This window comes from Falsigemmobacter faecalis (assembly GCF_003863335.1).
Classification (GTDB): domain Bacteria; phylum Pseudomonadota; class Alphaproteobacteria; order Rhodobacterales; family Rhodobacteraceae; genus Wagnerdoeblera; species Wagnerdoeblera faecalis.
In genome coordinates this window covers 95777-110188 of the sequence record NZ_RRAZ01000011.1, presented here as the reverse complement: position 1 = coordinate 110188, position 14412 = coordinate 95777, and the positions used below count along the sequence as shown (strand labels likewise).

Annotated in this window: 15 protein-coding genes; 3 read left to right on the top strand and 12 right to left on the bottom strand. The window is 63.8% G+C overall.

Going from position 1 to position 14412, the window contains the following annotated elements:
* Positions 1–88: 88 nt before the first annotated feature.
* Positions 89–1048, bottom strand: coding sequence for a phosphoribosylaminoimidazolesuccinocarboxamide synthase (locus EG244_RS09270; RefSeq protein ID WP_124964729.1), 960 nt, complete (start codon positions 1046–1048; stop codon positions 89–91).
* 89 nt (positions 1049–1137) lie between these two features.
* Positions 1138–1557 carry a DUF1178 family protein gene (locus EG244_RS09265; RefSeq protein ID WP_124964728.1) on the bottom strand — a complete coding sequence of 140 codons (420 nt, stop codon included), beginning with the start codon at positions 1555–1557 and terminating at the stop codon, positions 1138–1140.
* Positions 1558–1725: 168 nt separating this feature from the next.
* Here EG244_RS09265 and ygfZ point away from each other — a divergent pair, with 168 nt between their 5' ends.
* A complete protein-coding gene (gene ygfZ, locus EG244_RS09260; RefSeq protein ID WP_124964754.1) occupies positions 1726–2487 on the top strand; it encodes a CAF17-like 4Fe-4S cluster assembly/insertion protein YgfZ in 762 nt (253 codons plus the stop codon).
* A gap of 7 nt (positions 2488–2494) precedes the next feature.
* On the opposite strand, the gene EG244_RS09255 is transcribed toward ygfZ, so the two are convergent.
* From EG244_RS09255 to EG244_RS09235, 5 genes are all read right to left on the bottom strand, one after another.
* Positions 2495–3613, bottom strand: a complete 1119-nt coding sequence (locus EG244_RS09255; protein ID WP_124964727.1) for an N-acetylglucosamine-6-phosphate deacetylase — start codon at positions 3611–3613, stop codon at positions 2495–2497.
* The gene (locus tag EG244_RS09250; RefSeq protein WP_124964726.1) at positions 3613–4458 is read right to left on the bottom strand and encodes a BadF/BadG/BcrA/BcrD ATPase family protein; all 846 of its coding nucleotides are present in this window, start codon (positions 4456–4458) and stop codon (positions 3613–3615) included. The genes EG244_RS09255 and EG244_RS09250 overlap by 1 nt, the downstream gene beginning before the upstream one ends.
* A 112-nt stretch (positions 4459–4570) precedes the next feature.
* The gene (locus EG244_RS09245; RefSeq protein ID WP_124964725.1) at positions 4571–4888 is read right to left on the bottom strand and encodes a hypothetical protein; all 318 of its coding nucleotides are present in this window, start codon (positions 4886–4888) and stop codon (positions 4571–4573) included.
* A 137-nt stretch (positions 4889–5025) separates the two neighbouring features.
* The gene (gene lepA, locus EG244_RS09240) at positions 5026–6825 is read right to left on the bottom strand and encodes a translation elongation factor 4 (protein ID WP_124964724.1); all 1800 of its coding nucleotides are present in this window, start codon (positions 6823–6825) and stop codon (positions 5026–5028) included.
* 182 nt (positions 6826–7007) lie between these two features.
* The gene (locus EG244_RS09235; protein WP_124964723.1) at positions 7008–7649 is read right to left on the bottom strand and encodes a hypothetical protein; all 642 of its coding nucleotides are present in this window, start codon (positions 7647–7649) and stop codon (positions 7008–7010) included.
* A 123-nt stretch (positions 7650–7772) separates the two neighbouring features.
* Here EG244_RS09235 and infC point away from each other — a divergent pair, with 123 nt between their 5' ends.
* A complete protein-coding gene (infC, locus tag EG244_RS09230) occupies positions 7773–8393 on the top strand; it encodes a translation initiation factor IF-3 (protein ID WP_267900266.1) in 621 nt (206 codons plus the stop codon).
* 142 nt (positions 8394–8535) lie between these two features.
* Here the strand turns inward: infC and EG244_RS09225 are convergent, their stop codons facing one another.
* From EG244_RS09225 to EG244_RS09205, 5 genes are all read right to left on the bottom strand, one after another.
* Positions 8536–9846, bottom strand: coding sequence for a branched-chain amino acid ABC transporter permease (locus EG244_RS09225; protein WP_124964722.1), 1311 nt, complete (start codon positions 9844–9846; stop codon positions 8536–8538).
* Positions 9843–10853, bottom strand: coding sequence for a branched-chain amino acid ABC transporter permease (locus EG244_RS09220; RefSeq protein WP_124964721.1), 1011 nt, complete (start codon positions 10851–10853; stop codon positions 9843–9845). Before EG244_RS09220 ends, EG244_RS09225 begins: the two co-directional genes overlap by 4 nt.
* Before the next feature lie 77 nt (positions 10854–10930).
* Positions 10931–11641, bottom strand: a complete 711-nt coding sequence (locus EG244_RS09215) for an ABC transporter ATP-binding protein (protein ID WP_124964720.1) — start codon at positions 11639–11641, stop codon at positions 10931–10933.
* Complete coding sequence (locus EG244_RS09210) at positions 11634–12425, bottom strand: ABC transporter ATP-binding protein (RefSeq protein ID WP_124964719.1); 792 nt, start codon at positions 12423–12425, stop codon at positions 11634–11636. Before EG244_RS09210 ends, EG244_RS09215 begins: the two co-directional genes overlap by 8 nt.
* A gap of 107 nt (positions 12426–12532) precedes the next feature.
* Positions 12533–13720 carry an ABC transporter substrate-binding protein gene (locus tag EG244_RS09205; RefSeq protein ID WP_124964718.1) on the bottom strand — a complete coding sequence of 396 codons (1188 nt, stop codon included), beginning with the start codon at positions 13718–13720 and terminating at the stop codon, positions 12533–12535.
* Between the two features lie 299 nt (positions 13721–14019).
* Between EG244_RS09205 and EG244_RS09200 the strand changes: the two genes are divergently transcribed.
* Positions 14020–14394, top strand: a complete 375-nt coding sequence (locus EG244_RS09200; protein ID WP_124964717.1) for a DUF805 domain-containing protein — start codon at positions 14020–14022, stop codon at positions 14392–14394.
* Positions 14395–14412 lie beyond the last annotated feature (18 nt).

Genomic DNA, 14412 nt, shown 5'->3' with positions numbered 1-14412 from the left:
GGCGGAGAGGCCGGGGAGGGCGCTGCCCTCCCCGGACCCCACCCGGAGTATTTGGAAAAAGCCAAAGACCGGGCGGGGGAGAGGCGGCTTACCGCGTGAAGTAAGGCGCGAGGTTTTGGCGGACGCGGTCGAGCACCGAGGCCCCGGAGGCATCGGGGATGAAGGTCTGGCCGGTGATCATCTCAAAGGCCTCGATATAGGTGGCCGAGGTTTGGGCGATCATATCCGCCGGGATTTCGGGGATCGCGTCTTTATAGGGATCGACGCGGGCGGCGACCCAGGAGCGGATGACGTCTTTGTCAAAGCTTGGCGGGCGCGCGCCGGCCTCGAAGGCGGCTTCATAGCCGTCGGCCTTCCAGTAGCGGCTGGAATCGGGGGTGTGGATCTCATCAGCGATGCGCAGCACGCCGTCTTGATCGAGGCCGAATTCATATTTGGTGTCGCAAAGGATGAGGCCTTTTTCGGCGGCCTCTTTCTGGCCGCGCTCGAAGAGGGCGAGGGCGACGTCGGAGACCTGATCCCAGAGCGCTTTGGGCAGCAGGCCGGTGTTGATGATTTCATCGGCCGTCAGCGGCTCATCATGGCCGCCGTCGAATTCTTTCGAGGTGGGGGTGATGATGGCCTGGGGGAGCTTTTGGTTGTCGCGCAGACCTTCAGGCAGGGTATGGCCATACATCTCGCGCACGCCCTGTTTGTACATGGTCAGCACCGAGGTGCCGGTGGTGCCTGCGAGATAGCCGCGTACCACCACTTCGACCGGCAGGATCTTCAGGTGACGCCCGATGACCACATTCGGGTCCGGATAGGAGAGGACATGGTTGGGGCAGATGTCTTCGGTGCGGTCAAACCAGTAGCGCGCAACACCGGTCAGCACCTGGCCTTTCCAGGGGATGCAGGCGAGGATGCGGTCAAAGGCCGAGATGCGGTCCGAGGAGATCAGGATGCGGCGCGCGCCCTCCCCCTCATCGGGGAGGTCGTAGCAATCGCGCACCTTGCCGCGATAGAGGTTCGGCAGTTCCGGGATAAGGGCGTCGGGAAGGGTGCGCATGATGCCTCGCTTGGATCTTGAGCGGCGTCGGGGGTGACTGCGCGCGCTATCCGCCCTTTCGGGGGGCAAAGTCAAGCGAAGGGGGGCTTTCAGTTCGCCTTGGCCGCCGGTTTGAACGGCAGCGGCAGCACCGGAAGGCCGTCTTCGATCATGGCGCGGGCGTCTTCGGGCTTTGCCTCGCCCCAGATGGCGCGTTCGGGGGCGCGGCCTTCATGGATGTCGCGGGCCTCGCGGGCGAAGGAGACGCCGACATATTCGGAGTTCTGCTCAACCTCGCGGCGCAGCTCTGCGAGGGCGGCTTCGCGCTCATTGCGGGGCTGGGTGAGGGGCGCGGGCTTTGTGGCGGTTTTGCTGACCGCCGGGGCCATCAGCATTTTGTCGATCTTCACCGAGCCGCAGTCGGGGCAGCCGACATGGCCGGCGGTCTGCAGCCGCTCAAAGGCGGCGGCTGAGGCAAACCAGCTGTCGAATTCATGGCCCTGATCGCATTTCAGATCATAGCGGATCATTTCATCGTCCCCGTCGCATCCCTTGGGGGAGACTTAACCTCTCGGGCTGCGGTTGCAAGGGGGCGGCGGGGAAGCTGAGGTCTGTCGGTAAAAAATCTTAAGGCTCTGGCTGTCCTGGGGTGGTGGCCTATATGTGGGGAAAGGTTCACGAAAGGGGCGCAGATGTCGATGGGTGAGGCAGATCCGGGTCGGGTGGTGCTGGAGATTGCGGGGGCAGACCGTGAGAGTTTTCTCCAGGGGCTGATCACCCAGGATATCCGTCGGCTGAGCGCGGGGCCGCTTTATGCGGCGCTGCTGACGCCGCAGGGCAAATATCTGGCGGATTTCCTGCTGGTGGCAGCGGGAGAGGTGATCCTTCTTGATGTGAGCGCGGCTCAGGCGGGGGATCTTTTGCGGCGGCTGACGATGTACCGGCTGCGGGCCGATGTGCAGATCACGCAAAGCGCGCTGAAGGTCAGCCGCGGTCTGGGCGAGGCACCTGAGGGGGCGGTCAGCGATCCGCGCCACCCGGCACTTGGCTGGCGGCTTTATGCGCCGCTTGAGGGGGGGGCGCCTTCGGTGGACTGGGATGCGATCCGCGTGGCCCATGTGATCCCCGAGGCCGGGATCGAGCTGATCCCCAATGAGACCTATATTCTGGAGGCCGGTTTTGAGCGGCTGTCGGGGGTCGATTTCCGCAAGGGCTGCTATGTCGGCCAGGAGGTCACCGCGCGGATGAAGCATAAGACCGAGCTGCGCAAAGGCTTTGCCCAGGTCTCGGTCGAGGGGGAGGCGGTGCCGGGCACGCCGATCCTTCAGGGCGGAAAAGAGGCGGGTATGCTGTTCACCCGCGCGGGCGGGCGCGCCATTGCCTGGCTGCGCTTTGACCGGGCAGAGGGCGAGATGCAGGCCGGAGAGGCCAGGGTGCGGCGGGTGGACCCCGCCGCCTGAGGCACGCTTAGGTCAGGCGGGTGCCGTTTTTCCAGACGGCACCCAGCCGCCCCTCGGGCGAGAGGGTCAGAAGATCCGCCGGATGTCCGGCTGCGATCCGGCCTGCCTTTGCACGGAGAAGATCGGCCGGGACTGAGGTCGCCATGGCAAGCGCGCGGGCCGGGTCAATGCCCGCCTCGCGGCTCAGCACGGCCACGCTTTCGGGCAGGGTGATATCTGCGCCCGCCAGAGTGCCGTCCGAGAGCGTCAGCCGCCCGTCCTGGCGCAGCACCTTGCGTCCGTTCAGGGTGAAGGACAGATCAGGCGTGCCCGCCACCGCCATCGCGTCTGAGACGAGATAAATCCCCCTCGGGCGGGCGCGCAGCGCGATCTGCATCATGGGGATCGAGACGTGATGGCCATCCGCGATCAGACCGGCGCAAAGCGATCCCGCCAGCACGGCCCCGGCCAGTCCGGGCGCACGGCCCTGGGGCTGGCTCATGGCGTTGAAAAGATGGGTGGCACAGCGGGCTCCGGCGCGGGTCGCCGCTTCGGCCGCCTCAAAGCTGCAGTCGCTGTGGCCAAGCGCCACGATCACGCCGCCCGCCGCAAGCCGTGAGATCTGCTCTGAGGTGGCCGCACCAGGGGCAAGGGTGACCATCAGCGCCGGAAGCGCCGCCGCCGCCGCCAGCAGGCGGGTCAGATCCGCCTCTGTCATGGGGCGGATCAGGGCGGGGTCATGGGCGCCCTTGCGCGCCGGGTCGAGATGCGGCCCTTCGAGATGCAGGCCGAGAAAGCCCGGCAGATCGCGGCAGGCGAGACCGGCCTCAATGACCCGCGCGGTGACTTCGGGGCTGTCGGTGATCAGCGTGGGCAGGATGGAGGTCGCGCCGAGCCGGGCATGGGTGGCCAGCAGACGGGCGATCTGCGCGGCATCGGTCCGCGGCCCCAGCATCTCGCCGCCGCCGCCATTGACCTGCAGATCGACCATGCCGGGGGTGACCAACCCCTCGGCACGCAGTTCGGGCAGGCTGCCGCTGCGATCGGAAAGCGCGGTGATCCGGCCCGCTTCGATCTGCACCACGACATCCTCGTGGAACCTCTCGCCGTCAAAGAGACGCGGGGCAATCAGGGCAAAGCGGTCCATCACGCCTCCCGCAGTGAAAAGGCCAGCGCCAGAGCGCCGTCGAGGGCCGAGCCGCAGGGCGCGCGCGCGGGCCAGCGGCTGCCGATCCGCGCGGCCCAGAGGGGCCCCAGCCCGCCGGTCCAGGTGACGGGCAGGGGGGCACCCGCCTGCAGGCGCTCGATCAGGGCGGCGACCTCCTCTGCGGCAGCGCTCAGGATGGCGGCGGCCATGGGGTCTGTCGCCTGATCAAAAAGCGCCGGTGCCAGGCGTGCGTAATCTGCGGGGGCGGCGCTTTGCGCGAAACCCGGGAGTGCCGCGGCACCGCCCAGGGCCTGGAGCGTGGCCTGACCAAGGGGGGTCAGCGGGGCGATTGCATCGACGCCGCGCAGGGTGGCGCTCAGACGCATCCGGCCCAGCACAGCGCCCGAGCCTTCATCGCCCAGATGAAAGCCCCAGCCGCCAATCTGGGTATAAACCCCGCCCCGCATCGCAGCAAAAACCGAGCCGGTGCCGATGGCCGCAACAAGGCCGTCCTGCCCCCCAAGCGCACCACGGGTGCTGGTCCAGGCATCGGTTACCACCTTTGCGCGCGCATAGGGCAGCGCCTGCGCCCAGGTCTCAGCATCCGAGACATTGACCCCGGCAAGCCCCAGACCTGCCGTGACCCCGTCCAGCGCCGAAGCCGGCAGGCCCGCCTCGTCCAGAGCCGCCCGGCTGGCTGCGAGAATGTTGCGCAGCGCCCCCTGCGGATCGGTGGCGATATTCGCCGGACCCTCTGCCGTTTCCGCCAGCACCCGGCCTGCGCTGTCGCAAAGCCGCAGACGGCATCCGGTGCCGCCGCCATCAACCCCAAGGAAATACTGCATAAACCTGCTCCTTCCCGGCCAGTTTAACGCGCCGGGTCTGTCTCTGCCAGGGGGTCTGTCATGGGGGGGCGGTCGGCAGCCGTATCGGCAAAGAGCTGCGCGGCCCCGGTCCTTAATCTTCCGTCGCCGAGCAGACGGCAGAGACGACATTGTTGTCAGGATGGCGGATCGGGACCGTGGTCTCGGGGGCCACGCTGACCCAGGAGTTGCGCGACAGGGCCTTGCCGGCGCCATCGCGAAGAATGCAGGTGATGGTGCGCCCGGCGGTGGGGGTGGCCGCCGTCACTTCATAAAATCCGGCGGTGCTGGGTTTCAGCGAGGTGACCTTCACGCTGTCACCGGCAAAGCCCGGCTGCGGCAGGGACAGCCCGAACAGCAGCGCCATCAGAGGGCGTGTCAGCAGGACAGGGCGGCAGGACAGGGAAATCATGATCATGGTCCGTGAGCGGCAGAGACTGAGCGGACAACGCGGCCCGTCAAAAGGGGCTGCGCCGGAGCGAAGGCAAAATCGCGTGACCGAAAAACACAAGGTCGGCAACCCTGGGGCTGCCGACCTGAACTCGTGGATCAGTTGTCCATTTTCAGCGCGTTGATGAAGGCTTCCTGCGGAATCTCCACCTTGCCGAACTGGCGCATCTTCTTCTTACCGGCCTTTTGCTTCTCCAGAAGTTTCTTCTTCCGGGTGGCGTCGCCGCCATAGCATTTCGCGGTCACATCTTTGCGCATCGCGCTCAGGGTTTCGCGGGCCACCACGCGGCCACCGATGGCCGCCTGGATCGGGATTTTGAACATGTGACGCGGGATCAGCTCTTTGAGCTTTTCCACCATCGAGCGGCCACGGCTTTCGGCGCGGTCGCGGTGGACCATCATCGAAAGCGCATCGACCGGCTCATCGTTCACCAGGATCGACATCTTCACCAGGAAATCTTCCTGATAGCCGGTGATCTGATAGTCAAACGAGGCATAGCCCTTGGTCACCGACTTCAGGCGGTCGTAGAAGTCAAAGACCACCTCATTGAGCGGCAGATCATATTCGACCATGGCGCGCTGACCGGCATAGGTCAGGTTCTGCTGCACACCGCGGCGATCCTGGCAGAGCTTCAGAATATCGCCAAGATATTCATCGGGCACCATGATGGTCGCTTTGATGCGCGGCTCTTCGATGTGATCGACATAGGTCAGATCGGGCATATCAGCCGGGTTGTGAAGATCCTTCACGGTCCCGTCTTTCATATGAAGGTGATAGACCACCGAAGGCGCGGTGGTGATCAGATCCATATCATATTCCCGCTCAAGGCGGTCACGGATCACTTCGAGGTGCAAAAGCCCCAGGAAGCCGCAGCGGAAGCCAAAGCCCAGAGCGGCCGAGGTTTCCATCTCATAGCTGAAGGAAGCGTCATTCAGCGCGAGCTTTTCGATCGCATCGCGCAGCGCCTCAAAGTCGGCAGCATCGACCGGGAAAAGGCCACAGAAGACCACCGGCTGTGCCGGCTTAAAGCCCGGCAGCGCCTCAGCGGTCGGCTTTTTCTCATGGGTGATGGTGTCACCCACGCGCGTATCGCGGACCTGTTTGATCGAGGCGGTGAACACACCGATCTCGCCCGGGCCCAGCTCGGGCCATTCGACCATCTGCGGACGCAGAACGGCCAGGCGGTCGATGCCATAGACCGCGCCGGTCTGCATCATCTTCACCCGGTCGCCCTTTTTGATGACGCCGTCCATGACGCGGATCATCACGACCACGCCCAGATAGGCATCATACCAGCTGTCAACCAGCATGGCTTTCAGCGGCGCATTGCGGTCGCCCTTCGGCGGCGGCAGGCGGGTGACGATGGCTTCCAGCACATCGGGGATGCCAAGGCCGGTCTTGGCCGAGATCATCACCGAGTCGGACGCATCAATACCGATGACGTCTTCGATGTTTTCTTTGACGCGCTCAGGATCAGCGGCGGGCAGGTCGATCTTGTTGAGGACCGAGACGATCTCATGGCCCGCGTCAATCGCCTGATAGACATTGGCGAGGGTCTGAGCCTCGACGCCCTGCGAGGCATCCACCACCAGCAGCGAGCCTTCAACGGCGCGCATCGAGCGGGAGACCTCATAGCCGAAGTCAACGTGGCCGGGGGTGTCGATCAGGTTCAGAACATAGGTCTGCCCGTCCTTGGCCTTATAGTCGATCCGGACGGAGTTGGCCTTGATCGTGATACCGCGCTCGCGCTCGATATCCATGCTGTCGAGCAGCTGCGCCTTCATATCGCGGTCAGCCACCGTGCCAGTGCCCTGGATCAGCCGGTCGGCGAGGGTGGATTTGCCGTGGTCGATATGGGCCACGATGGAGAAGTTGCGGATGAGGTTCAGCTCGGTCATGGCGGGCGTATATCCTGCCCGCAGTGAGCCGTGAAGAGGAATTGCGAGACCGCGAAAATGATTTTGCCGCAGGCGGCTGTCGCGGGGACCCGGAGGGGGCCTTTCCGGGGGGGAACCGGCCCGGAAATGGCAAAGGGGCCGCGCTCAGGCGCGGCCCCTTTTCTGGTTCAGACCGGCAGGTTTCAGCGGCCGAGCGCGGTGCGCAGACGCTCCAGCACCGGCTCGATGAGGGCCGGATTGCTGCGGGTGGTTTCCACCGCGAGTTTCAGCTGTGCTTTGGTGGCCGCATCCAGCGAGGAGGCCTCGATCAGCTCCAGCGCGCGCTCAGCGGTGAAGTTCGCGGCATCCAGCGCGGCTTCGCCTGCAGCGGCGGCGGCATTGCCTGCGGCTTCAGCGGCCTGATCGGCGGCGGTGGCTGCGGCTTCGGCGGCTGCGCCGGCAGAGGGGGCGAGGCTGTCTTTGACGGCGCCCATCGCCTCGGCTGCGGCATCGGCGGCTTTCTCAGCGGCGTCTGCAGCGGCGTCTGCGGCCGCACCGGCGGCCTCCCTGGCCTTTTCGGCGGTCTCGCGGGCGGCGGCTTCGGCGGCGGCAGCGGCCTCCTGCGTGGCCTTTGCTTCGGCGGCGTCAGCTTCGGCTTTCAGGCGGGCGGCTTCGGCGGCATCGGCCTCGGCTTTCACGCGGGCTTCTGCAGCCGCTTTGGCTTCGGCGGCGGCGCGTTCGGCCTCAAGATGCGCGGCCTCCTGGGCGGGCAGGTGAACGAGTTGATAATAGCCGCCGCCTGCCAGAAGAACGAGCAGAGCGCCGAAGAAAACGGACTTGTTCATGAAACCTCCTCATGATCTTTGACACCCCGGGCGCCGCGCGCCTGAGGGATTACCGGGGTTGATTATGCGCAAATCCGGCATTTTGCACGCTGTTTTGCGACCGTCAGGACGGCTGCGCAGGGGGTGCGCTGCGAATGCGGGTTGAAACTCAGGCCCGGTAGGATTATTTTGCGCGTAAGTTTTCCCTGCTTACGGAGAGAGACCATAGCACGCAGACCTCATAATGCCCCGCCGCAACGTGAAACGGGGCCGCGCGTAAACGATCGTATCCGCGCAACGGAGATTCGCCTCATCGGGGCGGATGGCGAGAACGTCGGCGTTGTTACGCCCGCTCGCGCTATGGCAATGGCCGAGGAGGCCGGGCTTGACCTGGTCGAGATCTCGCCCAACGCCGAGCCACCGGTCTGCAAGATTATGGACTTTGGTAAGTTCAAATACGAATCGCAAAAGCGCGAAGCCGAAGCCCGCAAGAAGCAAAAGATCATTGAGATCAAGGAAATCAAGTTCCGTCCGGGTACGGATGAGCATGATTACCAGGTCAAGATGCGCTCGGTCGTCAAGTTCCTGACCGAAGGCGACAAGGTGAAAGTCACCCTGCGCTTCCGGGGCCGTGAAATGGCGCACCAGCAGCTTGGTATGGAACTGCTGAACCGCGTTTCGGCTGAAGTCACCGAGATCGGCAAAGTGGAATCGATGCCGAAGCTTGAAGGCCGTCAGATGGTCATGATGATCGGCCCGAAATAAGGCTTTGATCCTTAGACTTCAAAAGCCCCGCCCGGATCTCCGGGCGGGGCTTTTTGCTGTCAGTCGCTTTCAGGGCGGGGTGAGTGTCCTGCCGTGGCAAAAGAACCGCAGGGCCGGGCAGAGGCCCGGCCCTGGGCGGCAGTTACTTTTCGGGCAGCAGCCCGCGCGGGCTGAAGCGCAGCACCAGCAGCAGGATCACCCCCATGGTCAGCATCCGCATATGGGCGGCGCTTTCGATCAGGTGTTTCTTCAGCCAGTAGCCCTCAGCCATGCCGGAGGTGATGAGCTGCATCAGCCACAGGCCCATCGGCTCCACCATAATCCAGAGCCACCAGATCAGCATCCCGCCCAAGAGCGAGCCCCAGTTGTTGCCCGAGCCGCCGACGATCACCATGACCCAGATCAGGAAGGTAAAGCGCAAGGGCTGGTAGCTTCCCGGCGTCAGCTGCCCGTCAAGCGTGGTCATCATCGCGCCCGCAACCCCGACCACGGCAGAGCCGAGGACGAAAATCTGCAGATGGCGGCGGGTGACATCTTTGCCCATGGCGGCCGCCGAGACCTCATTGTCGCGGATGGCGCGCATCATGCGGCCCCAGGGGCTGCGCCAGGACAGCTCGACCAGGGTGATGAGGATCAGCAGAACCATCAGAAACAGCCCGGCATAGCTCAGCTTGACGATGATGCTGGACGCCGTGGCCGCACTCGCGCCCCAGTCCGCCGCCCAGGCCAGAAAGCCCTGATCCTGCTGCAGCTGCACCTCATAGGGGACGGGCCAGGGCCGCGGGATGCCGATGACGTTTTTGACGCCGCGGTTCAGCCAGTCTTCGTTCTTCAGGATCGCGATGATGATCTCTGAAATCCCCAGCGTGGCAATCGCGAGATAATCCGAGCGCAGACCCAGAGCAGTTTTTCCGATGATCCAGGCCGCACCCGCAGCGAGAAGACCGCCTGCGGGCCAGGCAAAGAGAACCGGCAGGCCCAGACCGCCCAGAAAGCCGGTCCCGGCCGGGTTCACCGCCTCAACCGCGCTGACGGCGGGCGAGAAGATCTTGCCGTAAAGCCAGAATCCTGCGACCAGAAAGATCACGATGATCAGCCCGCGCAGCTTTCCGGGCGGCAGTTTCTTCCACAAAAGAACCGCGCCCGCGATGGTCGCAGCCCCGATCAGCAGACCCAACACAACCCCCATGCCGCCCGCCGCCCAGGCCTCGGGCACCGGCGGGATCGAAATGAGCACCGCCGCCAGACCGCCAAGCGCCACAAAGCCCATGATGCCGATGTTGAAAAGCCCGGCATAGCCCCACTGCATATTGACGCCGAGCGCCATGATGGCACCGATCAGCCCCATATTGACGATGGCCAGCGTCAGGTTCCAGCCATAGACATAAGCCGTCGCCAGATAGAGAAGCGCCACCGCGCCGAAGAGAAGAACGGGACGAAGACGCGCGCTCATACCGATTTTCCTTTGAAGATGCCGGTCGGTTTGATCAGCAGAACCACCACCAGGATCGCGAAGGAGACGGCGAATTTGTAATCCGTCCCCATCAGCTGCATCAGCCCCTCAGGCGCAAGGCTCTCGGGCAGCACATAGGTCGCCACCTTCTTCCAGGCATAGGTGACGGTGACCTCAGAAAAAGCGATCACGAAGCCGCCGGCGATGGCCCCCAGCGGATTGCCAAGCCCGCCGACAACGGCAGAGGCAAAGATCGGCAGCAGAAGCTGGAAATAGGTGAAGGCTTTGAAGCTCTTATCCAGCCCGTAAAGCACACCCGCCGTGGTCGCCAGCGCCGCCACGATCATCCAGGTCACCCGCACCACATGGTCCGGGTTGATGCCCGACAGCAGCGCCAGATCTTCGTTGTCCGAAAACGCCCGCATGGATTTGCCGGTGCGGGTGCGGTTGAGAAACCAGAACAGCAGCGCCACGGCGATGGCGGCCGTCACCAGAGTAATCACCTGGGTCATGCGCAAAGCCAGCGGCTCTGCGAGGCCTGTCGCTTCGCGAAAGCCGCGGGCGGTGATCAAAAAGCGCTCGCCATCGACGAAATTGATGTCTCCGACCCCGATGATAAAGCGGTTCAGGCCGTTCATCACAAACATGATCCCCATCGAGACCATGACAAAGATCACCGGCGCGGCCTTCACGCGGCGGTAAAAGCGGTAGACCAGCCGGTCGGTGCCCAGCAGCAGCGCAATGGTGGCCGCGATCCCGAAGGGCAGAGCCAGCAGCGCGGTGGGCAGCGGCCCGAAGGTGATGCCAAGCGCCGTCAGCCCCCAGGTCACCAGAATGGTCGCCGCGGTCCCGAAGGCCATGGTGTCGCCATGGGCAAAGTTAGAGAACCGCAGGATGCCGTAAACCAGTGTCACCCCAAGCGCGCCAAGCGCGAGCTGCGCGCCATAGGCCGCGCCGGGGATCACCACGAAATTGAGAAGCGCCACAATGGCGTTGAGGATATCCATCAGACAGTCTCCCCGCGGAAGGGAACGGGGCTGCGCGGCGCAGGGCGCACGCGATGTGAAACGGGGTTCATCATGCCTCAGCCTCCCAGGAAGGAACGGCGGACCTCCGGGTCGGCCATGAGGGCCTTGCCGGTGTCGGTGAAGCGGTTGGCGCCCTGGACCAGGACATAGCCCTTGTCGGCGATCTCCAGCGCCTGACGGGCGTTCTGCTCAACCATCAGGATCGAGATGCCGCTGCGGGCGATCTCAATGATGCGGTCAAACAGCTCATCCATCACGATGGGAGAGACCCCGGCCGTCGGTTCATCCAGCATCAGAACCTTCGGGCGCGTCATCAAAGCGCGGCCCACGGCGACCTGCTGGCGCTGACCGCCCGAAAGCTCGCCCGCGGGCTGGTTGCGCTTTTCTTTCAGAATGGGAAACAGATCATAAACCTGCGCCATGGTATCGCGGAAATCATCGCGCCGGATGAAGGCGCCCATCTCCAGGTTCTCCTCCACCGACATGGAGGTGAAGATATTCTGCGTCTGGGGCACAAAGCCCATGCCCCGGACCACCCGGTCCTGAGGGCTGAGGGCGGTGATATCCTCACCGTCAAAGCGCACCCGGCCTGCGCGCAGCTTCAGCATGCCAAAGACGGCTTTCATCGCGGTGGATTTCCCCGCGCCATTGGGGCCGACGATCACGGCAATCTCGCCGCGCTCAACCGCCAGAGTGCAGCCGTGCAGAATATCTGCGCCGCCGTAACCCCCGGTCATGGTCTCGCCGATCAGGAAGGGCTCAGCCATGAGCGGCCTCATCTTTCACTTTGTTTTTCAGCCCCGTGCCGAGATAGGCCTCGATCACGCGCTCATCGTTTTTGACCTCATCAACGGTGCCTTTGGCGAGGACCTTGCCCTCTGCCATGACGATCACCGGATCGCAGAGCCGCGCGATGAAATCCATGTCATGCTCAATCACGCAGAAGGTATAGCCGCGCTCACGGTTCAGCCGGATGATGGCATCGCCGATGGTGTTCAGGAGCGTGCGGTTCACGCCCGCGCCCACCTCATCGAGAAAGACGATTTTGGCATCGACCATCATGGTGCGGCCCAGCTCAACCAGCTTTTTCTGCCCGCCCGAGATCTGGCTCGCCTTCTGGTCGGCCAGATGCGAGATGGTCAGAAACTCCAGCACCTCATCGGCTTTGGCGCGCAAAGCCCGCTCTTCGTCCGCAATGCGTTTGCGGCCAAACCAGGTGTTCCACAGCGTCTCTCCGGCCTGATGCGGCGGGACCATCATCAGATTCTCGCGCACCGTCATGGAGCCGAATTCATGGGCGATCTGAAAGGTTCGCAGCAGACCTTTGTGAAAGAGGACATGCGGCGGCAGGCCGGTGATATCTTCTCCCGCCATGGTGACACGGCCCGATGTGGGCGGCAGTCTTCCTGCTATAACGTTGAATAATGTGGTTTTTCCGGCTCCGTTCGGGCCGATCAGCCCGGTGATGGATCCGGTTTCGATGGTCAGTGATGCACCGTCAACGGCGTGAAATCCGCCGAAATGTCGGTGGAGATTCTCCACGACAATCATTTGCAGCTCCCCGTGCGGGCCGTGCCTTCCGATGGGCCGGCCGCGTTTTCTTCTGGGTCTTTGAGAAAGGAGCTGCCTGCGACGGTGCCGCAGGCAGCCCCGTCAGATCAGCGGTACTTCACCACAGTGAGTTTGCCGTCCTTCATCTCGGTTTCGCGGTAGTTGCCCGCACTTTCGCGACCGTTCACGAAGGTCACCGAAGTGGCGCCTTCATAATTCACCGTGCCGCCACCGTTGAGGATCTCCAGCGCTTTGGCCAGCTCGCCCGGATAGATTTTCTCGCCTTCGCCATTGGCGACGCCGAGGATCTCTTTTTTGTAGACGGCCGGATCGCTGGATTTGGCTTTCGCCATGGCCAGCAGCATCAGCGCTGCGGCGTCATAGCCTTCGGCGGCAAAGGCAGAGTTGCCGTCAAAGCCTGCGGCTTTGGCCAGTTCCATGAACTTGTCACGGCCTTCACCCTCAGAGGCGGGGTTGGTGCCGAAAGAGCCGTCAATCTGGGTGCCGAAATTGGTCTCCAGCGGGGTGCCGACCATGCCATCGGGGAAGAGGAAGGTTTCAAACGCGCCCGAATCCAGCGAGCCGCGGATGATGCCCGAGCCGCCCTGATCGACGTAGCCGGCCAGCACAAGGACCTCGCCGCCGGCCGAGGCCAGCGCGCCGACTTCCGCGGTGTAGTCGGCTTTGCCGTCTTCATGCGGGGCGTTGATGGTGACTTTGCCGCCGATGGCTTCAAAGGCAGCCTGGAAGGCATCGGCCAGACCCTTGCCGTAGTCGTTGTTGGTATAGGTCACGGCGACGGTTTTGAAGCCGCGCTCCTGCAGTACTTCGGCCATGACCACGCCCTGACGGGCGTCAGAGGGCGAGGTGCGGTAGAAGAGGTCATTGGCCTCAAGCGAGGACAGCGCCGGCGAGGTGGCCGAGGGAGAGATCATCACAACGCCGTTCGGCATGGCGACGTTTTGCAGCGTGGCGGTGGTCTCGCCCGAGCACATGCCGCCGACGATGCCGCGCACTTTGTCCGAGGTCACGATGCGCTCCATCGCGGCCGTTGCGGCGGCGGCGTCGATGCAGGTGCTGTCGGCCTTGTACGTGGTAATGGTCGAGCCATCAAGCAGCAGACCGGAATCGCTGGCCTCTTTGAAGGCCATCTCAGCCGCAGCCGTGATCCCCGGAGCCATCGATTCCAGCGGCCCGGTATAGCCGATCGAGATGCCCATCGGGATCACCTCACCGGCCTGGGCAGCGGTGCCCAGAGCGAAAACAGCGGTGGAGGCAAGCAGAAGTTTTTTCATATCAATCTCCCTGTTTCGGAGGGCTGTGCCCCCCTGGTCTGCGGATCTTATGCCCGCTCCGGCCCTGACAGCCATTGGACGCCCCGCCGCGAAACACTGCGACGGCACGGTCAGGATCCGGCAAGCGCCGGAGAGGCAGAAAAAAGGCCCTGCATAAAGTGCTAACTGACAAAAACCACTCTGGATAGCCCCCGCGTAACGGCAGCCCCGCGCATCGGCGTTTGCGTCAAAGAGCGAAGCAGGTTTAACCTTTTGCCGGCTGCACAGCGCAGCAACAGCGATGGCAGCGGAGGACGGGAATGAAGATTGTGAAGGCGACCGGGCGGGCCTGGCGCGGGGTCACCGATTACCAGGGCCGGGCGGGGCGCGGCGAATACTGGTGGTTTATGCTGTTTTGCGTGCTGGTCGCTGCGGTTCTGATCGGCCTCGATATGATGACGCAGGGCTGGTCCTACCGCTTTGGTCTGGCCGATATCTGGGCGCTGATGAGCGTGGTGCCACTGGCGGCAGCGGGGGCGCGGCGGCTGCATGATACCGGGCGCTCCGGCTGGTGGCAGCTGGTGGTGCTGGTGCCGGTCTTTGGCGCACTTTTGCTGATGGCCTGGCTGGCAAAGCCCTCTGATGCAAAGAAAAACGCCTTTGGTCGCCCGGTGCCGCCTTTGGTGAAACTTTAAAAGGTAAAGGACGATCGT